The organism is Phenylobacterium sp. VNQ135 (assembly GCF_049445735.1).
Lineage (GTDB): Bacteria > Pseudomonadota > Alphaproteobacteria > Caulobacterales > Caulobacteraceae > Phenylobacterium.
Genome location: NZ_JBMSDS010000003.1, coordinates 445402 through 466306, shown reverse-complemented (window position 1 = coordinate 466306; position 20905 = coordinate 445402). Strand labels below are relative to the sequence as shown.

Annotated in this window: 21 protein-coding genes and 1 pseudogene; 9 read left to right on the top strand and 13 right to left on the bottom strand. The window is 69.4% G+C overall.

The window, feature by feature from the left end; translation table 11 throughout:
- Positions 1 to 140: 140 nt before the first annotated feature.
- Both ACO2Q0_RS13460 and ACO2Q0_RS13455 read left to right on the top strand, forming a co-directional pair.
- Positions 141 to 1568, top strand: a complete 1428-nt coding sequence (locus ACO2Q0_RS13460) for an amidohydrolase (RefSeq protein WP_423352017.1) — start codon at positions 141 to 143, stop codon at positions 1566 to 1568.
- Positions 1565 to 2926, top strand: a complete 1362-nt coding sequence (locus tag ACO2Q0_RS13455) for an amidohydrolase family protein (protein ID WP_423352016.1) — start codon at positions 1565 to 1567, stop codon at positions 2924 to 2926. Before ACO2Q0_RS13460 ends, ACO2Q0_RS13455 begins: the two co-directional genes overlap by 4 nt.
- A 61-nt stretch (positions 2927 to 2987) precedes the next feature.
- Here the strand turns inward: ACO2Q0_RS13455 and ACO2Q0_RS13450 are convergent, their stop codons facing one another.
- Entirely contained in the window at positions 2988 to 4325 is a 1338-nt protein-coding gene (locus tag ACO2Q0_RS13450; RefSeq protein ID WP_423352015.1) for a serine hydrolase domain-containing protein, read from the bottom strand.
- An 86-nt stretch (positions 4326 to 4411) separates the two neighbouring features.
- Here ACO2Q0_RS13450 and ACO2Q0_RS13445 point away from each other — a divergent pair, with 86 nt between their 5' ends.
- Positions 4412 to 4897 (top strand): flavodoxin family protein, encoded by a 486-nt coding sequence (locus ACO2Q0_RS13445; RefSeq protein ID WP_423352014.1) that lies wholly within the window; start codon positions 4412 to 4414, stop codon positions 4895 to 4897.
- A gap of 118 nt (positions 4898 to 5015) precedes the next feature.
- Positions 5016 to 5894: an alpha/beta fold hydrolase gene (locus ACO2Q0_RS13440; protein WP_423352013.1), complete on the top strand. Its 879-nt coding sequence runs from the start codon at positions 5016 to 5018 to the stop codon at positions 5892 to 5894.
- Positions 5895 to 5915: 21 nt separating this feature from the next.
- Here ACO2Q0_RS13440 and ACO2Q0_RS13435 read toward each other — a convergent pair whose 3' ends face one another.
- Both ACO2Q0_RS13435 and ACO2Q0_RS13430 read right to left on the bottom strand, forming a co-directional pair.
- Positions 5916 to 6581, bottom strand: a complete 666-nt coding sequence (locus ACO2Q0_RS13435) for a hypothetical protein (RefSeq protein ID WP_423352012.1) — start codon at positions 6579 to 6581, stop codon at positions 5916 to 5918.
- 140 nt (positions 6582 to 6721) lie between these two features.
- Positions 6722 to 7063, bottom strand: a complete 342-nt coding sequence (locus ACO2Q0_RS13430) for a hypothetical protein (protein WP_423352011.1) — start codon at positions 7061 to 7063, stop codon at positions 6722 to 6724.
- 2 nt (positions 7064 to 7065) lie between these two features.
- Between ACO2Q0_RS13430 and ACO2Q0_RS13425 the strand changes: the two genes are divergently transcribed.
- Positions 7066 to 8415 (top strand): ATP-dependent nuclease, encoded by a 1350-nt coding sequence (locus ACO2Q0_RS13425; RefSeq protein ID WP_423352010.1) that lies wholly within the window; start codon positions 7066 to 7068, stop codon positions 8413 to 8415.
- 225 nt (positions 8416 to 8640) lie between these two features.
- Here ACO2Q0_RS13425 and ACO2Q0_RS13420 read toward each other — a convergent pair whose 3' ends face one another.
- From ACO2Q0_RS13420 to ACO2Q0_RS13390, 7 genes are all read right to left on the bottom strand, one after another.
- On the bottom strand, positions 8641 to 9153 hold the full coding sequence (locus ACO2Q0_RS13420) for a hypothetical protein (RefSeq protein ID WP_423352009.1): 513 nt from the start codon (positions 9151 to 9153) through the stop codon (positions 8641 to 8643).
- 152 nt (positions 9154 to 9305) lie between these two features.
- Complete coding sequence (locus ACO2Q0_RS13415) at positions 9306 to 10022, bottom strand: glycine zipper 2TM domain-containing protein (protein ID WP_423352008.1); 717 nt, start codon at positions 10020 to 10022, stop codon at positions 9306 to 9308.
- An 84-nt stretch (positions 10023 to 10106) separates the two neighbouring features.
- On the bottom strand, positions 10107 to 10598 hold the full coding sequence (gene greA, locus ACO2Q0_RS13410) for a transcription elongation factor GreA (RefSeq protein ID WP_423352007.1): 492 nt from the start codon (positions 10596 to 10598) through the stop codon (positions 10107 to 10109).
- 45 nt (positions 10599 to 10643) lie between these two features.
- The gene (locus tag ACO2Q0_RS13405) at positions 10644 to 10844 is read right to left on the bottom strand and encodes a hypothetical protein (protein WP_423352006.1); all 201 of its coding nucleotides are present in this window, start codon (positions 10842 to 10844) and stop codon (positions 10644 to 10646) included.
- A 149-nt stretch (positions 10845 to 10993) separates the two neighbouring features.
- Positions 10994 to 13963, bottom strand: coding sequence for a PAS domain S-box protein (locus tag ACO2Q0_RS13400; protein WP_423352005.1), 2970 nt, complete (start codon positions 13961 to 13963; stop codon positions 10994 to 10996).
- A 152-nt stretch (positions 13964 to 14115) separates the two neighbouring features.
- A complete protein-coding gene (locus tag ACO2Q0_RS13395; protein ID WP_423352004.1) occupies positions 14116 to 14736 on the bottom strand; it encodes a LysE family translocator in 621 nt (206 codons plus the stop codon).
- Between the two features lie 2 nt (positions 14737 to 14738).
- Positions 14739 to 16322, bottom strand: coding sequence for an MBL fold metallo-hydrolase (locus tag ACO2Q0_RS13390; protein WP_423352003.1), 1584 nt, complete (start codon positions 16320 to 16322; stop codon positions 14739 to 14741).
- Positions 16323 to 16420: 98 nt separating this feature from the next.
- Between ACO2Q0_RS13390 and ACO2Q0_RS13385 the strand changes: the two genes are divergently transcribed.
- The 4 genes from ACO2Q0_RS13385 (at position 16421) to ACO2Q0_RS13370 (ending at position 19494) form a co-directional block, all read left to right on the top strand.
- Complete coding sequence (locus tag ACO2Q0_RS13385) at positions 16421 to 17188, top strand: SDR family NAD(P)-dependent oxidoreductase (protein WP_423352002.1); 768 nt, start codon at positions 16421 to 16423, stop codon at positions 17186 to 17188.
- Between the two features lie 12 nt (positions 17189 to 17200).
- The gene (locus tag ACO2Q0_RS13380; protein WP_423352001.1) at positions 17201 to 17803 is read left to right on the top strand and encodes an NAD(P)H-dependent oxidoreductase; all 603 of its coding nucleotides are present in this window, start codon (positions 17201 to 17203) and stop codon (positions 17801 to 17803) included.
- A gap of 81 nt (positions 17804 to 17884) precedes the next feature.
- Complete coding sequence (locus ACO2Q0_RS13375) at positions 17885 to 18757, top strand: universal stress protein (protein ID WP_423352000.1); 873 nt, start codon at positions 17885 to 17887, stop codon at positions 18755 to 18757.
- Positions 18758 to 18867: 110 nt separating this feature from the next.
- Positions 18868 to 19494 carry a glutathione S-transferase family protein gene (locus tag ACO2Q0_RS13370; protein WP_423351999.1) on the top strand — a complete coding sequence of 209 codons (627 nt, stop codon included), beginning with the start codon at positions 18868 to 18870 and terminating at the stop codon, positions 19492 to 19494.
- 12 nt (positions 19495 to 19506) lie between these two features.
- On the opposite strand, the gene ACO2Q0_RS13365 is transcribed toward ACO2Q0_RS13370, so the two are convergent.
- From ACO2Q0_RS13365 to ACO2Q0_RS13355, 3 genes and pseudogenes are all read right to left on the bottom strand, one after another.
- Positions 19507 to 20076 carry an NADPH-dependent FMN reductase gene (locus tag ACO2Q0_RS13365; protein WP_423351998.1) on the bottom strand — a complete coding sequence of 190 codons (570 nt, stop codon included), beginning with the start codon at positions 20074 to 20076 and terminating at the stop codon, positions 19507 to 19509.
- A gap of 120 nt (positions 20077 to 20196) precedes the next feature.
- A pseudogene (gene infA, locus ACO2Q0_RS13360) lies at positions 20197 to 20412 on the bottom strand (translation initiation factor IF-1); the annotation flags it as partial.
- Between the two features lie 115 nt (positions 20413 to 20527).
- On the bottom strand, positions 20528 to 20725 hold the full coding sequence (locus tag ACO2Q0_RS13355) for a hypothetical protein (protein WP_423351997.1): 198 nt from the start codon (positions 20723 to 20725) through the stop codon (positions 20528 to 20530).
- Positions 20726 to 20905 lie beyond the last annotated feature (180 nt).

The window sequence follows — 20905 nt, the reverse complement described above, 5'->3', positions numbered from 1 at the left end:
AGGCAAAAATCGGCTGTTTTGAGAGGCGCGGAAGGGCGCATGCGCGCCGGGGCTTGTCAAGCGCAGCAGCGGAGCGTCGCCACCTTGACTTGAGCCCGCGGCGCGCCCTCAACTCGCGCCCGGAAAGTTCGGGGGACCGAGTGTCAAAGATCCTGAGGGCGGCGTTGGCCGCCAGTCTGGCGGCGGGCCTCGCCGCCTGCGCGACGACGTCGGAAGAGCCGACGAAGCCTGCTGCGGCGGCGGGCAAACCGCTGCCGCCGGGGCTGGAAGCCTCCGCGGACGCGTTCGCCAGCACCTATCGCCCCCTGCCCGGCCGGCCGACGGCGCTGGTCGGCGCGACCATCCTGACGGGCACGGGCGCGCAGATCGAAGGCGGCGTCGTCTTGCTGCGGGACGGGAAGATCGAGTCGGTCGGACAGGCCGCCGCCGCGCCCGCCGGCTATGACGTCGTCGACGCACGCGGGCGCTGGGTGACGCCGGGCGTGATCGACGCCCACTCGCATCTGGGCGTTTATCCGTCGCCCTCCGTTCCCGCCCACTCCGACGGCAACGAGATCACCGACCCCAATACCGCCCAGGTCTGGGCCGAGCACTCGGTGTGGCCGCAGGACCCTGGCTTCAACCTGGCGCGCGCCGGCGGCGTGACGACCGTCCACGTCCTGCCCGGTTCGGCCAACCTGTTCGGCGGGCGCGGCGTCACCCTGCGCAACGTGCCGTCGCGGACCACCCAGGGCATGAAATTCCCCGGCGCGCCGCACAGCCTGAAGATGGCCTGCGGCGAGAACCCCAAGCGCGTCTACGGCGGCCGGAACCGCTCGCCCTCGACACGGATGGGCAATGTCGCCGGCTACCGCGCCGCGTGGATCAACGCCGCCGAGTACGCCCGCAAGTGGGACGCCTACCGCAGCAAGTCGCAGGACGGCGAGAAGGTCGATCCGCCCAAGCGTGACCTGCAGCTCGACACCCTGGCCGGCGTGCTGCGCGGCGAGATCCTGGTCCAGAACCACTGCTACCGCGCCGACGAGATGGCCCAGATGATCGATGTGGCCCGGGAGTTCGGCTACAAGATCACGTCGTTCCACCACACCACCGAAGGCTACAAGATCGCCGACCTGCTGGCGCAGAACGACATCTGCGCCGCCACCTGGGCCAACTGGTGGGGCGGAAAGCTGGAGCAGTTCGACGGCATCGAGGCGAACGCCGCCCTGATCCACGCCGCCGGCGCCTGCGCCATCATCCACTCGGACGACCCCGACCTGATCCAGCGGCTGAACCAGGAGGCCGCCGAGGCGCTGTCCGCCGGCCGGGCGGCGGGCCTGCAGATCTCGGAAGCCGAAGCCATCAAGTGGATCACCGCCAATCCGGCCAAGGCGATCGGCATCCTGAAGGAGACCGGCACCCTGGAGCCCGGCAAGCGGGCCGACGTCGTCCTGTGGGACAAGAACCCCTTCTCGGTCTACGCCCGCGCCGAGCGGGTCTGGATCGACGGCGCCGTGGCCTACGACCGCCGCGATCCGGCGTTCCAGGCCAAGTCGGACTTCGAGATCGGCCTGGGAGGCCTGCGATGAGACGTTCCTTCCTCTCGGTGGGCGCGGCCGTCGCGGCGCTCGCCTTCGCCGCCCAGACCCAAGCGGCCACTTTCGCCATCACCAACGGTCGCGTGCTGACCGCCGGCCCGGCGGGCGAGATCGCCCAGGGCACGGTGCTGGTCCGCGACGGCAAGATCGTCGCCGTTGGGGCGAACGTGTCTGTTCCGGCGGGCGCCCAGATCGTCGACGCCAAGGGCGGCGTGGTCGCGCCGGGCTTCGTGGCCGCCAACAGCCTGCTGGGCGCGGTGGAGATCGGCGCCCTTGGCACGGACGCCACTGTCGACAACCCCGAGCTCAGCGCCGCCTTCGACGTCCAGTACGCCCTGAACCCGGACAGCTTCGTCATCCCGGTGGCGCGGCTGGGCGGCATCACCAGCGCCGTCGTGACGCCGAGGCCGGCCAGTCGTGGCGGCGACGGCGACGACGGCCACAGCCACGACGGCGCCGAGGATCTCACCGCCGGCGGCGGGGCCTCGGAGCACACGCACGGCCTGTTCTCGGGCCAGGCGGCGGTGATCCAGCTGGCCGAGGCCGGCGATCCGCTGGTGCGCGCCAAGGTGGCCATGGTGGCGCCGTTCGGCGAGCGGGGGGCGGCGCTCTCGGGCGGAGCCCGCGGCGCGCAGATCGTGCTGCTGAAGACCATCCTGCAGGACGTCCGCGCCTATGCCCGCAACCGCGCCGCCTACGAGCGTGCGGGATTCCGGGACCTGGCGCTCTCCAAGGCCGACCTCGAGGCGCTGATCCCGGTGGTCGAAGGGCGGATGCCGCTGATCGCGGTGGCGAACCGCGCGTCCGACATCCGGGCTATCCTCAAGCTGGCCAAGGAGGAGAAGCTCAAGATCATCCTCTCCGGGGCGACCGAGGGCTGGCGGGTGGCCGACGAGATCGCCGCGGCGGGCGTGCCCGTGATCATCAACCCGATCCAGGACCGGCCCGCCGGCTTCGATAGCCTGGGCGCGACCCTGGAGAACGCCGCCCGGCTGAACGCCGCCGGCGTGGCGGTGATCATCGAGGGCCAGGGCGGGGCCCACCGGGCCCACGAGACCCGCTACAACGCCGGTAACGCGGTGGCCTATGGATTGCCCTACGAGGCGGCGCTGAAGGCGGTGACCATCAACCCGGCCAGGGCCTTCGGCGTGGCGAACCGCGTCGGCTCGCTGGAGCCCGGCAAGGACGCCGACCTGGTGGTCTGGTCCGGCGACCCCTTCGAGCCTCTGTCGCGCCCCCAGCTCATCCTGGTCCGTGGCGAGTCCCAGCCCCTCACCTCGCGCCAGATCGAGCTGCGCGACCGGTACAAGGACCTGAACACCGCCTATCCGGCCGCCTATTCGAAGTAGGTTGTCGCGAGCTGGATCCCGGATAGCCGCTGCGCGGCTTCCGGGATGACTCGCTTCGCGGTCACTTCTCCGGGTGCGTCAGCGCCTGGTAGGTGAGCGTGCGGGCGGCGGAGCCGAGGTCGTCGCCGCCCGTGCCGCCCAGGCGCTGGATCATGCCCACGAAGATCACGTCGTTGGTGGGATCGACCCAGAACCAGGTGCCGGCCGCGCCGCCCCAGCTCATGCTGCCCTTGCCTTCCAGCGTGCCGGCGGCGCGCGGGTCGTTCACCACCATGAAGTCGAGGCCGAAGCCCACGGCCTCGTTGAAGCGCGAGCCGGTGGTGCCGTTCGACGACACCAGCACGTCCTTCGGGATCACGTTCGTGCCCATCATCTCCACGGACGCCGGCGAGAGGATGCGGACGCCGTCCAGCTCGCCCTTGTTGGCGACCATCTGGGCGAAGCGGGCGTAATCCATGGTCGTCGACACCAGGCCGCCGCCGCCGCTCTCCCACGCGGGCGGAGTCAGGTAGGTCGGCATCTCGCCGCCGAAGAGGACCTTGGCCTCCTCCACCTTCTTGCTGTCGCGGTTGTAGTAATAGACCGGCGCCAGCCGCCCGGCCTTGGCGGCAGGCACGTAGAAGGCCGTGTCGTTCATACGCAGCGGCTTGAAGATGCGCTGATCCATGAACTGGCCGAGCGTCATGCCGGTGAGCTTCTCGACGATGTAGCCCTGGATATCGACCGAGCTGGAGTAGCGCCAGTCCGTGCCCGGCTGGAACACCAGCGGGATCTCGGCGGTGCGTTCGATCATCGCCTGGGTCGAGGGCGCCGAGAGGACGCCCTTCTCGCGATAGAGCTTGTCGACCGGGTGCTCGTCCTGGAGGCCGTAGCCGAAGCCCGCCGTGTGGCTCATGATCTCGCGCATGGTCGGCGGGCGCTTGATGTCCTCGAGGATCGGCTTGCCGTTGCCGTCCACGCCCTTCATCACCCGGAGGTTCTTGAACTCGGGCACGTAGCGGGTGACCGGGTCGTCGAGGCGCCACTTGCCCTCCTCGAACAGGATCATCATCGCCACGCCCGTGACCGGCTTGGTCATCGAGTAGATGCGGAAGATGGTGTCCGGCGTCATCGGCGCGCCGCCGTAGGACTTGGCGCCGTAGGTCTTGAACGACACCACCTTGCCGTGACGAGCCAGCAGGGTCGTCATGCCGGGCACGCGGCCGTCGGCGACCACCTTGGCCATGTAGGCGTCCAGCCGGGCCAGGCGCTGGCTGTCGAAGCCCACGGCCTCGGGCGCGACCGTCTGGGAAAGCTCCAGCGCCGGCGCCTTCTTGGCCGCCTGGGCGAAGCCCGTCTGCGGCGCCAGCACCAGCGCGACAGCGGTCAGGGCCGCGGCGTAGCGGCGGTTGATGATCATTGTAAGCCCCCCTCGAACTTTCGGTTTGTTTCCGCCGAGCTTAGGCGTCCGTTTGCCGCTGGCAAGGGCGACGGTAGGTTCGGCCCATGAAGCGACTCCTCATCGTCTGGCATTCGCGGACCGGCGCGAGCCGCGCCCTGGCCGAGGCGGCGGCGGCCGGCGCCGCCGGCGAGGCCGAGGTCGTCGTCCGCCGGGCCGCCGAGGCGACCGCGGAGGACCTGCTGGCCGCCGACGGCTTCCTCTTCGCCTGCCCTGAGAACCTGGCGGCGCTGTCCGGGGAGATGAAGGAGTTCTTCGACCGGACCTACTACGCCGTGCTCGATCGGCTGAACGGCCGGCCATACGCCTGCGTGATCGCCGCGGGCTCCGACGGCGAGAACGCCGCCCGCCAGCTCGCCCGGATCGCTGTCGGCTGGCGGCTGAAGCCCGTCGCCGAGCCGCTGATCGTCTGCACCCACGCCCAGACGCCGGAGGCCATCGCGGCGGAGAAGGTGATCGGCGAGGCCGACCTGGCCGTCGCCCGCGATCTGGGCGCCGCCCTGGCGGCTGGGCTTGCGATGGGCGTGTTCTGAGGCGTCGCGCTCACGCTTTCGTCAGCGCCGGCGTTTGGTCGTCCAACCGACTTATGGCGGCGCTATGGTGGGTGCGGCAGGAACCGCCCTGCCCTCTCCAATCCCAAGGAGGCATGCGATGCCCTACGTCACCGCCAAGGACGGCGCCCAGATCTTCTACAAGGACTGGGGTCCCAAGGACGGACAGCCGATCGTGTTCAGCCACGGCTGGCCGCTCACCGCCGACGACTGGGATGCGCAGATGATGTTCTTCGCCGACCACGGCTATCGCGCCATCGCGCACGACCGCCGGGGCCACGGCCGCTCGACCCAGACCTGGGACGGCAACGAGATGGACACCTACGCCGACGACCTGCGCGCGCTGGTCGAGGCGCTGGACCTGAAGGACGCCATCCACGTCGGCCACTCGACCGGCGGCGGCGAAGTCGCCCACTACCTCGGCCGCCACGGAACGGACCGGGCCGCCCGCGCCGTCCTGATCGGCGCCGTGCCGCCTGTGATGGTGAAGAAGGACAGCAACCCCGAGGGCCTGCCGCTGGAGGTCTTCGACGGTTTCCGGGCCGCCACGCTGGCCGACCGGGCGCAGTTCTTCAAGGACGTCCCGGCGGGGCCGTTCTACGGCTTCAACCGGCCTGGCGCGAAGGTCAGCCAGGGGCTGATCGACAAGTGGTGGCTACAGGGGATGATGGGCGGCGTGAAGGCCCACTACGACTGCATCAAGGCGTTCTCGGAAACCGACTTCACCGAGGACCTCAAGACGATCGACGTGCCCGTCTTCATCATGCACGGCGACGACGACCAGATCGTGCCGATCCACGACTCCGCGCTGAAGGCGATCAAGCTGGTGAAGGACGGGACGCTGAAGGTCTATCCCGGCCTGCCGCACGGCATGGCCTCGACGCACGCCGAGATCATCAACAACGACATCCTGGCCTGGCTGGACGGCACGCTGGTGGGCGACGCCGTCCCAGGCGAACGGCTGGAACCCGCCGAGTGAGCTGACGAAGGAGCGGCCCCCTCAGCGTCCGATTGCGGCCGGACGAACCCTGCGGCGGGGCCGCGACTTCGCCATCCAATAGGCCAAGGCGCCCAGCGCGGTCAGCGGCGGGACCGTCAGCAGCGGTGAGCCCCGCGCGGCGGCCGGCATCTCGTCCTGCTGGCCCAGGAAGAACGAGCCCGCGGCGATGAACAGCGCCAGGCAGACGCGCCAGACGTGGCGGCGCAGCCGCGGATAGCCGGCAAGCCCGCCCTTGCGCACCACGTGCAGGTCCAGGACTGCGGCCAGTCCCGCCAGCGCCATGATGACGAAGGGAACGCCCGGCGCATCGCCCGGGTCGCCGGGCAGCGCGCCCATCAGGAGGGAAAGTCCCGCCACGCCGAACGCCGCCGCCGGTCCGAACCGCTCGATGGGCCCCAGGGCGCCGGCGGGCTGGCGCGCCGCCGACCAGGCGCTGAGCGTCAGGCAGAGGGCGAATGCCGAGGCGCTGATATTGGTGCGTTGAAACGCAATGAGCGAGAGCACGCCGGCGGTGGCGGCCATCACCAGCATGGCGGCGAAGAAGGTTTGCCCGGCGCGTCGGTGCAGGCCGCCGCCCTTCCCGGCGGCCAGGGCCACGAAGCCCGCGACGATCGCCGCCGCGCCGGCGGCCACGTGGATGAGCACTGGGAGCGGATAGAGCGTCATGGCGCAAGGCTAGACGCCGCCGGGCTCGCACGGCCATGACCGCTGGCGCCGCCCGCATGACTTCCGGCGCCAGCCGGGAACACAACGGAGAAGCCCCGGCGTCGCGGGCCGGGGCTTCCTATCCTCGACTGCGGCGCGGACTACCAGCGGTGGCCGTAATAGCCGCGGTCGTCGTAGCGGTCATACCGATCGTAGCGGTTGTAGCGATGGCCATAGGCGTGGCCGTAGCGATGGCCGCGGCGGTTGTCATAGCGGTCGTACTGGTCGGGACGGCCGTCACGGTCGCGGTCGCGGTTCCACTCGCGGCGGTCCGGGATGCCGTCGCGGTCGCTGTCGCGCTGGCGGGCGTAGCGATAGTCGCGGTCGTAGCCGCCGTATCGATAACCGTTGTCGTAGCCGTAGTAGCCGTAAGGCTGGGCCATGGCGGCGCCGGCGGTGAGCGTCGCAACCGCGACCGCGCCGGCCAGGATGAGCGTCTTCATGCGTGCATCTCCTCGGGGCCTTGAAGGGAAAGGCCGTTGAGGGTGACGCTAGGCCGGCGAGCCTGAACGGCGCCGGGGGCGGCCGTTCAGGTGAGGACTCGCGCAATCTAGAGCCTGAGTACACGATAGCAGAGCTCGATAACGGCATACCGGCCGCACTTGAGAACCTGTGCGACATAGCCGAACTAGACATCCATGAGCTGATCGCCGCCCATAAGGCTGATGACACTGCCCTTGTAAGCACCATTGAACGCAGGGCGAACAAGAGCTTGGAGCGGCGGTTCACGACGGAATGGAGACAATCGGGAGTCCATGTGACCCTACGCGTTAGGGACGAGAGCATAGTTATTCAAGTTGTCAATGAACAAGAGGAATTCACATCGCTTGCTGAACGAAGTGACGGCCTTCGACAATTCGTCGCTTTGCTAGCATTTGCTGGAGGTAGCTGGAAAGAAGGAACAATACTTCTAATTGACGAAGCTGAACAACGACTGCACTACGATGCTCAGGCGGATCTTGTGCAAATGCTAGCGCGACAGCAGTTCGCATCCAAGGTAATCTACACTACCCACTCTGCCGGATGCCTGCCGGAAGACTTGGGCAACGGGGTGAGATTTGCGCGGCCTTCCGCCCGAGACGAGACGCGCAGCGAAGTCCGGAACGAGTTCTGGGCTGAGAGCGATCCAGGGTTCACCCCCCTACTCTACGGTATGGGGGCCGGTACACTTGCGTTCTTCCCCACGCGGAATGCCGTGATGGTCGAAGGGCCATCAGACATGTTGCTGTTGCCGAGCATCATGCGCGCTGCCTTGCAGAAGGACATCCTCGGCTTTCAATTTGTTCCCGGCCTATCGTATGCGGACGGCCCCCTCCATGCCCCGGCGATAGGCAAGGCTACTGGCGTCTTATATCTCGTGGATGGGGACGGCGGCGGCGAAAGCATACGTAAAAGACTGATTGAAAAAGGAATTCCCAAGGAGAACGTCTTCTCACTCGGCACGTCCACCACAGGAGGTCTGGAGTTTGAAGATTTCCTCCATACCGAACTCCTGCTGCACGCAGCCAATTCATTACTGGACAAGTATTTCCCCAACGGAGCAAGATTGACCAAGGTAGATTTCAAGACCAGCCGAAAAATGGACGCGCTGGAGAAGAGATATATAAGCATCACAGGCCAAGAAATTCCCAAGGTGCCGTTTGCTTATGAAGTATTGGACGCTCTTACTGACGACCCTTCTCGCCCACTCCTGGATCCGAAGCGTGGAGCGACGATGACAGCGATTGCTGAGAGAATCGAAGGCCGCTTCCGGGCGCTGTCCGATCGACGAGGGCGCCCCGGAACTCTAAGCTAGATCGGTTGCGCCGACGGCGGCTTTAGTGTTGCTCGAACCGCGCAACCGCTTTGCAACACGAAGATACCGAAGGTAAGTACCGGAGGCGCGATGCCGGCCAGCATCTATCGGTCAGCTCAGTTGCGGCCGATCCCGGCGTTACAGGCGCCATCGCGAAAGGTTGAGGCACCAAAGTCCAAGAGGCTGCCCGCCCCCGCGTTGCGGGGGCGGTAGGTTGCTCGCGCGCTAGCGGTGGGTGCTTGCGTAGTACTCCACCGCCGCCTGGGCGGCGCGGTCATAGGCGATCAGGTCGGGCTCGGCGGCGGCCGAGCCGGCGCCGCTGCGGATCGCGAGGAAGTACTTCTCGTAGTGGGCGAAGGCGGTGCGGCAGAGGCGGTCGCGCTCGGGATCGCCGTAGTTCGACACGAACGTCCGATGGTTCTCCCAGCCGTAGCCGACGCAAGCAGCTTCGCCGTCGAGCCAATCGAGACGGCCGTTATGGGCGTCGGCGATCCGCTTGGCCGCGGTGACGGGCTCCTGGGCGACAGGGACCGCGAAGCCGCCTTCGCGGACGTCCTGTTCGATCTGCGCCGCCTGGGCCAGCATGTCGGCGTAGTCCTGCGGCGACAGCATGTCCTTCATCTGCGCGGCCTGGGCGCGGATCTGCCGCGCCATGTCGAGCATCTGTCTGGAGGTGTCCTGGGCCAGCGCGGGCGCGGCGAACAGGCTGAGGGCAAGGGCGAGCGGCAGCAGGCGCAAGGCGGAGGTCTCGTGGCTTGGCTATGGGGACCGGCGATATGCCGCCCCGGAGCGCCACGGCCAAGCTGTATTTCCGCAGAGGCGTTCTGCGCGGCGCCTCGACCGACGGTCCCCCTCCCCCGCTCGCGCGGGGGAGGTAGAACTCAGGCCGCCTAGTCGCGGCGGTCGTAGCGGATCTGGGCGTTCAGGTCGTCGAGGCGGGCCATGAGGGTGTCGGCCTCGCGGCCGTCGAGACGGCCGTCACGATAGTAGGCGCTCTCCTGGCGGCGGATGTCCTGCAGCGTGCCCATGGCCCGCTGGGCCTCGCGGCGCGAAATGGCGCCGTTGTTGCGGCTGCGGACGATGCGGCGCTCCAGCCAGTCGGTGCGCTGGCGGATGTCTTCCGGGGCGTCGCGCCATTCCGAGCGGTAGCGGTAGGTGTAGCTGGGCGCGCCGTAGCTGTTGGCGGGGGAGCCGTAGCTGCCGGCCGACATGGCCCAGCGGCCGTTGCGGTCCCAGGAGCCGGAGGGCGGGCTGCCCTCGATCCAGTTGCCGTTGCGATCGTAGTAGCCCTGGGCGTAGCTGCGCTCCACGGCGTTGGAGTGCCAGACGCCGTTGTTGTCGTACCAGCCGTAGGCGCGGCGGCAGTCGCCGTTGCCCTTGGACACCTGGTTGCCGATGACGGCGCCGGCGAGGCCGCCGATCACCGCGCCTTCGTTACGGTCGCCGCGGCCGGCCACCGCGCTGCCCGCGATGGCGCCCAGCGCGCCCCCGACCACCGTGCCGGCGATGCGGTTGTTGCGCCGCTCCTCGCAGGTCTGCTGGGCGTGGGCGAGGCTGGGGATCAGGGCCAGGGCGGCGATGCCGCTGGCGATCATGGTCTTGCGCATGAGGGTTCCCTTTTGCTTGCGGGCCAAACACCTGCCTATGGCGAAGGTTCCCTCCTTGGCCCGGCGGCCGCGGAGGGTTCATCGCTACCGTACAGCCACGATCTCGACCTCGGCGCCGTTGACCATCACGACGTCCTCGACACGTTTGCCCAGCAGCGCCTTGGCCAGCGGGCTGACGTAGGAGACGCTGCCGGCCGCGGGGTCGGCCTCATCCTCGCCGACGATGCGGAAGGTTTGGCGCCGGCCGTCCTCGCGCTCGATCTCGACGGCGCGGCCGAACAGGACCTTGTCGGGGTCGCCATCCAGCTCGGTGAGCTGGGCGTTGGCGCGGCGGGCGGACCAGTAGCGAAGGTCGCGGGTCGCCCTGGCCATCGCGGTGCGGTCGGCCGAGACGCCGGCCCCGTCCTTTCCGGCCGCCTGGGCGGCGCTGTAGGCGGCCCGCGCCGCGGCGAGCTCGGCCTCGATGGCGGCCAGGCCACGGGCCGTCACCAGGTTGGGGTGCGGCGATATCGGACGGTCAGGGAGATCGGCGGCCTGCGCCTCGTAATCTTCTTCCCGGGTGAATGCGACGGCCATCGGGAAGAGGTAGGCGCTGGCGGCGGTTTGGGGAAGCGGTCGGATCTATCCGACCGCGAACTCGCTGCGGCGGAACTCGGCGATCTCGCGTTCTTCCTGCCAGACTTCGACGCAGGCGCAGCTCGAATGCTGCGCCAGCAGACCGCGGGCGTAGGCTTCGATCTCGTGATCGCCGCGCAGGTCGACGGTGACGAAGGTGTCCGACGTGCCGTCCGCGCGACAGGGATGAAAGGTGTAAAGAGGCATAGCGACGCTCCGGCACGTCAGGCGGGAGCACGGGACCTCTGGCCAAGTCCCTCTCTCAGCCGCCGGCGCCCAGGAAGTCGGCCGACGATGTGCCGATCATCCCATGGTTGAGGACCACCGTCTGTCGGAAATCGACGTAGCGCGTGGAACTAAATCTTTTCTTGCGTCTGGCCCGCCCTGGCGGCGTCGAGGCTGTCGCGAATGCGGGCGGCCAGCTCGGCGTAGCTGAACGGCTTGGTGATCAGCTCGACGCCCGGATCCAGGCGGCCCTGGTGGACGATGGCGTTGCGGGCGTAGCCGGTGGTGAACAGGATCGGCAGGTTCGGCTGGATCTCGCGAGCCGCGCGGGCGACCTCGGCGCCGGTCATGCCGCTGGGCAGGACGACGTCGGTGAACAGCAGGTCGACGCGGCCCTCCTGCCGCTCCAGCAGGCGCAGGGCCGAGGGGCCGTCGTGGGCCTCCAGCACGCGATAGCCCAGCTCGCGCAGCGTCTCGACCGAATAGGCGCGGACATCGTCGTCGTCCTCGCAGACCAGGATGGTCTCGCAGTTCTCGGCCTCGGGCGCGAAGGGCGCCGGCTCTTCCTCGGGAACCTCGGCCTCCCTGACCAGGCGCGGGAAGTAGAGGCGCACCGTCGTCCCCTGCCCCACCTCGGAATAGATCTTCACGTGGCCGCCGGACTGCTTGACGAAGCCATAGACCATGGACAGGCCCAGGCCGGTGCCTCGCCCGACCTCCTTGGTGGTGAAGAACGGCTCGAACGCCTTCTCGGCCACCTCCGGCGGCATGCCCTGACCGGTGTCGGACACCGAGAACATCACGTACTGGCCGGGCGTCACCTCGACGTTGCGGCGCGCGTAGCCCACGTCGATGTGAGCGTTGGCGGTCTCGATGGTGAGCTTGCCACCGCCTAGCATGGCGTCGCGGGCGTTGACCGCGAGATTGAGGATGGCGTTCTCCAGCCCGTTGGCGTCGGCCTCGATGCGCCAGACACCCGGCGACAGCACGGTCTCGACCGCGATGGTCTCGCCCAAGGTGCGGTGCAGCAGCTCGGACATGCCCTGGACCACCTTGTCGGGATCGAGCGGGCGCGGGTTGAGCGGCTGGCGGCGGGCGAAGGCCAGCAGGCGCTGGGTCAGGGTGGCGGCGCGCCGGGCGCCGGTCATGGCGTTGTCGGCGGCGCGGCGCAGACGCGTCTGTTCCGGGTCCAGGTTGCGCTGGAGGGTCTCGAGGTTGCCGGTGACGACCTGGAGCAGGTTGTTGAAGTCGTGCGCCACCCCGCCGGTGAGCTGGCCGACCGTCTCCATCTTCTGCGCCTGCCGCAGGCGTTCCTGGGTGTCGGCCAGCTCCTGCTGCCGCTGGCGCTCGGCGGTGACGTCGCGCGCGGCGGCGTAGAGCAGATCGCCCGAGCGCGTGGCCGTCCACGACAGGGTGCGGTAGCTGCCGTCGCGGTGGCGGAAGCGGTTCTCGAAGCCGTCGCTGGTCTCGCCGCCGCCCAGCCGGGCGATCTCGTCGCGCGTCGGCGCCAGGTCCTCCGGGTGCACGAGCCAGTCGCCCGTGCGGTTGACGAGCTCGTCGGCCCTCCAGCCGAGCAGCCGCTCCCAGGCCGGGCTGACGGAGCGGAAGACGCCCTCCAGGTCGGCGACGAGCAGCAGGTCCTGGCTGGTCTGCCAGATCTGGTCGCGCTCGGCGGTGCGCGCGGCGACCTCGCTCTCCAGGCCCTCGTTGAGGCTCTGCAGGCGCTGGACGAGGCGCGAGGTCTCGATGCCGATGGCCGCCTGGGCGGCCAGACCCTCCAGCAGGCGTTCGGCGCGCTCGTCGAACACGCCGGTCGTCGCGTGGCCGAAGAACAGCCCGCCCACCACCTCGCCCGAGCGGAGGGTGACCGGCGCGGCCAGGTAGCTGCGCACCGGAAGATGGCCCTCGGGCATGCCGCTGCGCGGCGCGTTCCGGCCGTAGCGGGGATCCTTGGTGATATCGGCCGAGCGGACCATGCCCTGGCCTTCGAATGTCGGGGCGAACACGGCCGTGTTGCGGGGCATCGGGAACTTGTCGAAGTGGGCCCGGTCAGCGCCCGAGAGCGCGTAGAGCATGTAGCTTTCGCCCTCGGCGTCGAGGACGTTGTAGAAGAACGCGCCGAACTCGGCGCCCGAGAGTTCGACGCCGGCGTCGACGACGGTCTGCACGAGCTTGTCGAGGTCGTACTCGGCGGCGACCCGGGTGGCGACGGCGTTCAGGATCTCGAGCGCCTCGCGCTCGTCCTGCAGGGCGTCGCGGGCGAGCTTGAGGTCATGGATGTCGGTGCAGGTGCCGTACCAGCGGGCTATGCGGCCGGCGTCGTCCCGCACCGGCTGGGCACGGCCGAGCACCCAGCGGTACTGGCCGGAGCGATGCCGCAGGCGGTACTCGATGTGATAGGGCGCACCCGTCTCCAGGCACAGCTGCCACGTCGCCCAGGCGCGTCCCCGGTCGTCCGGGTGGAACATGCCGTTCCACGCTTCCCCGTCGGTGGAGCCCTCCGGCACGCCGGTGAACTCGTACCAGCGCTTGTTGTAGTAGTCGTGATAGCCGTCCGGCGTGGTGGCCCAGATCATCTGGTCGACGCTGTCGGCGATGGCCTGGAACTGGGCCTCCGAATGGGCGGCGCGCTCAAGCGCACGGACCCGGGCGGTCGTCTCGCTGACGATGCACAGCACGCCGCCCACGTGGCCGTCTGCCTGCCGGACCGGCGAATAGGAGACGTCGAAGTAGACGGTCTCGCCCTGGCCGCCGTGGCGCTCGATGTAGAACGGGCGGTCCCTGGCATGGAAGGTCTCGCCCGTGCGGCGCACGCCCGCCAGCAGCGGCTCGAGATCGTCCCAGAGCTCGCGCCAGTTCTCGATTGCCGGCCGGCCGAAGGCGCCGGGATGCTTGTCGCCGATCGTGGGCGCGTAGGCGTCGTTGTAGAGGGCCACGTACTCCGGACCCCAGAAGAGCACGATCTCGGCCTTGGCCGGCAGCAGCAGGTCCACGACGGTGCGCAGCTCCGCCGGCCAGGACTTGACGGCGCCCAGCGGCGAGTTCGCCGTGTCGAGCGTCGGAATGATTTCGGCGACGGACTGGATCGGAGCCCCGGACATGCTTTCCCCCGCGCCGCAGCGGGAACCGCGGCGCGGAGCTTTAAAGCTTGGCTGCGGTGAAGGTTCCCGTCACCGAAGGTCCTCGTGGAGGCGTACCGCGGCATGGCGGAGGACGGGACGAGGGTCTGATCCGGCAGCGCCGAGCCGCCCCCTTAGAGCGCCGAGAGCGCCAGCCAGGCGGCCACGCCGACGAGCAGCACCGCCGCCGCGGGCTGCAGCCAGGCCGGCGCGCCCGCACCGGCGCCCGTCAGCCCGTCCCGGACCCGGACGGCGCCCAATACGATCCCGAGATGGACCGCCACGGCGATGGCGATGTGGATGAGGCCGAGCAGCAGGGCCTGGACCTCGACCCGTCCTCGTCCCGCCTCCAGGAAGCCGGGCAACAGCGCCACGTAGAGCAGCAGCGCCTTGGGGTTCAGCAGGTTGACGATGAGGCCGCGGGTGAAGAGCCGTCCGTCCGTCACGGGTTCGCCGGCCGCCGCCGCCGTCGAGGCCCGCCAGGCGTCGACGGCGAGCCACAGGAAATAGGCGACGCCGACCCAGCGCAGGCCCGCCAGCAGCGACGGCCGGGCCGCGAGCAGTTCCACCAGGCCGCCGATTGAGGCGAGCAGGCAGAGCGCCAAGCCGGCGGTGACGCCCGCGACGGTGACCAGCCCGGCACGACGGCCCTGCCTTGCGGCGACAACGGCCAGGTAGCCCATGTTCGGACCCGGCGTGAGCTCGACGATGAGCGCGGCCGCGATGAACGGCAGGAGCTGAGCCCACGCGAGCATGCTCAGCGGCCGTTCAGGGCGTCCGACAGCCTGGCCAGCAGCGCCTCACGCTCGGCGTCGGAGCCGAGCGCCGCGAGCCGCTCGTCCAGGCGCATGAGCATCTCGACCCGCCGGTTGTGCCAGTCGGGCCGGGCCGGCGCGCCGGGCAAGATGCGCGTCCCCTCGCCCACCTGCTCGGCGGCGACGGGCGTCAAACGGTAGCGGGCGTCCACGGTGGGGATGACGATGCGGCCGGGATCGAAGCCGGCGGCGACCAGCCGCTCGCGCAAGGCCGCCAGCCCGTCGGGCTCGCCGTGGTTGAGGAAGACCTCGCCGGCCACGGGCCGACGGGCGCTGGCCCAGCCGACGAGCCCCTTGGCGTCGGCATGGCCCGAATAGATGTCGAGCGAGCGCACCTGCGCGCGGACAAGCACCTCCTCGCCCTGGATCGTCACCCGCTTGGCGCCTTCGGCGAGGATGCGGCCCAGCGTGCCGCCCGCCTGGAAGCCGGCGAGCAGGACCGTGGCGTCGCGCCGCCAGAGCAGGCGCTTGAGGTGCTTGCGCACCCGGCCGGCTTCGCACATGCCGCTGGCGGCCATGATGATGTGCCAGCCCGCCAGCTTCTCGAGACGGTCGGACTCCCACGGCTCGCGCAGGAACTGGAGCCGACCGCTGGCGCGGAGGTCCTCGAACGGATTGCGGCCGAGCTGCGCGTTCCATCCGTGGCGGACGAAGACCTCGGTCGCCTCGATGGCCAGCGGCGAGTCCAGGAAGATGTCGGTGGGCGGGATTTCGCCCGACGCTGCCAGGATCTGGATGTCGGCGAGCAGCTCCTGAGAGCGCTCGACGGCGAAGGCCGGTATCAGGGCCGGCCCGCCAAGGCGGTGCGCGTCGCGCAGGGCCTGAGCCAGTTCGCGGCGGCGGCCGGCCGGGTCGAGGATCGCCCGCTCGCGCGCGCCATAGGTGGACTCCAGGACGAGATGGCCGACGCCGGCCGGCCCCTCGGGATCGGGCATGAAGTCGCGGCCGCCGGGTCCCAGATCGCCCGAGAACAAGATTTCGACCCGGCCGTCTTCCCCCTGCGCCTCCACGGCGACCGAGGCCGAGCCGAGGATGTGGCCGGCTTCCCAGAACCGCGCCTTCACGCCCGGTGCGACGTCCACCGTCTCGTTCAGGGAGACCGGGTCGAACAGCTCCAGCGTCTCGGCCGCGTCGCGCAGGCGGTAGATCGGTTCCACCGCCGGGCGCCCCCGGCGCTCGTTGCGGCGGTTGAGCTGGCGCACCTCGCTTTCCTGGATATGCGCCGCGTCGGCCAGCATTACCTCGCAGAGCTCGCGCGTGCCGGCGGTGGCGAGGATGCGGCCGCGGAAGCCTTCGCGCTTGAGCTTGGGCAGCAGGCCGGAATGGTCGATGTGCGCGTGCGTGAGGAGGACGGCGTCGAGCTCGCGCACGTCGAAGGGGAAGCGCTCATAGTTGAGCGCCTTCAGGGACTTGGATCCCTGGAACATGCCGCAGTCCACCAGCACCCGGGCGCGGGGCGTCTCCAGCCTCGCGCATGAACCGGTGACGCACCCGGCGGCGCCGTGGAAGCTGAGATGAACGCTCATGGTCCCTACCTAAGCCGCCTAGGCCGCCGTCCCTTTGATCTAACGCAAGGCGCCCGCAGGCCCCGTCCTTCACCTTAGGTTGAAACCTGGGAGCACGCATGGACCGGCTAAAGGGCAAGGTGGCCGCGATAACCGGCGCCAGCGTCGGCATCGGCGCGGCGATCGCGCGGCGCATGGCCGAGGAAGGCGCCGCCGTGGCGATCCTCGATCTGCAGACGCTGGAGGGCGAGACCCTGACCAACGAGCTGTCGGCCCGCGGACTGCAGGCCGACTTCTGGCCCCTGGACGTCGCCCGCGAGGGTGAAGTCAAACGCGTCCTCGGCGAGGTGGCCGAACGCTTCGGACGGCTGGACATCCTGGTGAACAACGCCGGGGTCGCGGGCGCCAACAAGGCGACCGACCAGATCACCGAGGCCGAGTGGGACTTCGTGCAGGCGATCAACGTCAAGGGCGTGTTCTTCTGCACCAAGCACGCTGTCCCGCACCTGCGCCGGGCCGGCGGCGGCTCGATCATCAACCTGTCGTCGATCTACGGCCTGGTCTCGGCGCCGGACGTGCCGCCCTATCACGCTTCGAAGGGCGCGGTGCGGCTGATGTCGAAGACCGACGCCCTGCTCTACGCGCCGGACAGGATCCGGGTGAACTCGGTGCACCCCGGCTTCATCTGGACGCCGATGGTCGAAGGCTTCCTGAAGGACCAGGGCGAGATCGCCGCGGGCCGCGAGGCCGTGGCGGCGCTGCACCCCCTGGGCCACCTGGGGGAGCCCGACGACATCGCGTGGGGCTGCGTCTACCTGGCCTCGGACGAGGCCAAGTTCGTCACCGGAACCGAACTCGTGATCGACGGCGGCTACACCGCCCGCTGAAGGATGACCGCCATGAAAACCGCTATCGTCCGCGCCCACCCTGCCCGCAACAGCCTGAACGCCGCCATCGCCGAAGCCTGCGCCCGGGCCCTCCAGGCGGAGGGCCATGAGGTGCTGGTGCGCGACCTCTACGCCATGGGCTTTGATCCCTGCCTGCGCGCCGAGGAGATCCCCGGACCGAAGGCTCCGACCTTCGGCGCCGACGTCATGGCCGAGCGCGAGCGGCTGTCGGACGTGGACCTCTTCGTCTTCATCTATCCGATGTGGTTCAACGGGCCGCCGGCCATCCTGAAGGGCTATGTCGACCGGGTGTTCGGCATGGGGTTCGGCTTCGAGCCGGGGTTCGGCGGGACCGAGCCGCAGCTGAACGGGCGTCGGCTGCTCAGCTTCACCACCTCGGGCGCTCCGGAACGGTGGCTGCGCGACACGCACGTGCTGCACGACCTGGAGCGGCTGTTCGATCATCACCTGGCCGGCACGTGCGGACTGACGGTGGTGGATCACGTCCACTTCGGCGGCATGGTCTCGGACGTGCGTCCGGACGTGATCGACGAAGTGCTGATGCGGGTGGCTCAGACCGTCCGCGACCAGATCCCGGCGGCAGAACCCGCCTGACGCTCAGCCGCCGGTTGCGGCAGATCAATGTTCGCCGCAACCAAGAGCGCAGACTGTCCTGGCAACCGGAAGGAGGTCGCCATGCCCATCACCAAGGAACGCCCCGCCTCGACCAAGCAGGCGGCGGCCCGGAGTTTCGCCACCCTGCTCGTGCACGCCGAACCCGAACTTTCGGCATCCAACCGCGTCGAGGCCGCCGCCCACCTCGCGCGGGAAGGCGACGCCCTGCTGATCGGGGTCGGCGCCGAGGCGCTCGACGCCGCGTTCGCCATGGATCCGTTCGGCGGCACGGTGCTGACCGAATGGCTGACCGCCGCGCAGCACCAGATCGACCAGAACCTGATGACCGCCGAGGCGGCCTTCCGTCGCGACGCCGCCGGCGTTCGGGTCGAATGGCGTTCGATGGCCACCTTCCCCGACCGGGCGCTGGTGGACACCTCGCGGGCAGCCGACCTGATCGTGATGAGCCCGGTGCGGGAGGAAACCTCGCCCTATCGCGGCGCCAGCCCCGCCGAGGTGGTGATGCGCAGCGGCCGTCCCGTGCTGATCGTGCCGACCGACGCGCGTCGCCTGCGCGCGCGGCAGGTGGTCGTCGCCTGGAAGGATACCCGCGAGGCCCGACGCGCGATCGCCGACGCCATGCCGTTCCTGATCGCCGCGGACGAGGTGATCGTCGCGGCCGTCAGCCATGAGGCCGACGTCGAGGCCCGTGCATTCCAGGCCGAGGACGTGGCCGGCATGCTGAGGCGTCAGGGCGCCACGGTGCGGACGGAGGTGGTCACCGCTCCCGACGAGGGCGTGGTGTCCGAACTCGAGCGGATCGCCGACGTGAACGAGGCGGACCTGATCGTCATGGGCGCCTACGGCCACAACCGGCTGACCGAATGGGTGTTCGGCGGCGTCACCCAGACCCTGCTGCGCCATCCGCGCCGGTTCGTCCTGGCGAGCCACTAGCCCGCGTCGCCGCCCGGTTCGCCGTTCCTGGGAATGGCAGGCTGGGCGGCGGGGTCTTCCCGCCGCCGCGCAACTGGACCAGATTGCGGCTCCCACCGCGGGAGAATCCTGTGCTGCGCATTCTTGGCCGCACGACCTCGATCAATGTCCGCAAGGTCCTCTGGACGGCGGCCGAGTGCGGCCTGCCCTACGCGCAAGAGCCGGAGTGGGCGGCGGAGCGCAGCGTCAGGAGCCCCGAGTTCCTGGCGCTGAACCCCAACGGCCTGGTTCCCGTGCTGATCGACGGCGACCGCGTGCTGTGGGAGAGCAACACCATCTGCCGCTACATGGCCGCCAAGGCCGGTCGCGAGGACCTGCTTCAGGCCGATCCGTATGCCCGTGCGCAGGTGGAGATGTGGATGGACTGGCAGGCGACCGAGGTGAACGGCGCCTGGGGCGGCGCCTTCCTGGCGCTGGTGCGCAAACGGCCCGAGGCCATGGCCGACGCAGCCGCAATCGCGCGCAGCACGGAGGCCTGGAACGCGCGGATGCTGCTGCTGGAGGCGCGGATCGCCGAGACGGGAGCCTATGCGGCGGGGAGCGTCTTCACCCTCGCCGACATCGTCCTGGGGCTTTCGCTGCAGCGCTGGCTGCTGACGCCGATCGAGCGGCCGACCACTCCGGCGCTGCTGGACTACCGGGCGCGGCTGCAGGACAGGCCGTCGACGCAAGCGGTCATAGACCCTGACATCCCCTGATCGGGCAGAGACTTAGGCGAAGCGTCTCACCCAAGCCTCGAAGGCCGCGAGATATTTGCCGAGGTAGGTCCGCGTGGGCTCGTCGATGAGCCGGCCGGCCTCGTCAAACTTCTCGTGCGCGCGGAAGACCAGCAGCTCGGGCTGGGGCATGCAGTAGGAATTGGTGAACTCGAAGGCCTGGCGGAGCTGGCTCTGGCCACGGGCGGAGCCGGTCATGCCGGGCGAGGCGCCGATGATCCCCACCGGCTTGCGGTCCAGCACGGCGCCGCGCGGCGGACGCGAGCACCAGTCGACGGCGTTCTTGGTCACGGCCGGCACGCCGTGATTGTATTCGGGCGTGGCGATCAGCACCCCGTCCGCCGCAGCGACGGCGGCCTTCAGGGCGGCGACCGCCGGCGGATCGCCCTGGGCTTCCACGTCGCCGTTGTAGAGCGGCGTCTCGAGGAGATCGAAGACCTCGATCGCCAGGGTCTGGGGCGCGACCTCGACGGCCGCGCGCAGCAGGGCGCGGTTGTAGGACGCCGCGCGCAGGCTTCCCGCGAAGGCGAGGATGCGAAGCGGCGTGACAGGATCGGCAGACATGAAGATCTCCGGCCTCAGGCGACAGCGCAGACTGCCGCCCGAGGCGCCGGATGGGAATGCCTAGCGACCGCCGCGGTACTGCGGGCGCGGATTGCTGGCGCCGACGCGGGGCGCGTTGTCCCGGTGGCGATAGGTGATCCGGCCGCGATCCATGTCGTACGGCGTCATCTCGACGGTGACGCGATCGCCGACCATGGCGCGGATGCGGTGCTTCTTCATCTTGCCGGCCGTGTAGGCCAGGATTTCGTGCTCGTTCTCAAGCTTCACGCGGAAGCGGCCTTCCGGCAGCAGTTCGGTGATCAGGCCTTCGAATTCGACAAGTTCTTCTTTCGCCAAGCGGCGTTCCTTTCAGGTGGTGGACGTAAGGTTCAGGCGCGGCGGCGCAGGAACAGGAGAGCGGCGACCGCGATGGTCATCGGCATCACCAATAGCACCATGCCAACGATCTGCATCATTGGCCGGATCCGAGCGGGTTCGGTGCGGAGGCCTGGGCGGCGCGCCGCCCATGCAGGCGCTCGCGTTCTTCCCGCAAGCGCAGGTTCTCGGCGTTCAGATCCTGGACGTCGCCTTCGAGCTGGGCGACGCGCAGTTTGAGGTAGGCGTTTTCCCGCGCGAGCTCCGCGGCGCCGCGCTCGACGGACGCGCTCATGACGGTGTCCGGCGCCGGGCGAACCCGGGCGCGACCAGCCGCACAAGCGGCCGAACCGCGAAGGCCGTCGCCGCGCCGAGCACGGAAACGAAGAAAAGCATGGACATCAGGATGCGCCAAAAGGACGCCGCATCGGACAATGATCGACCGCTTCGGTAGCGGCACAGACCCGACGGCGCG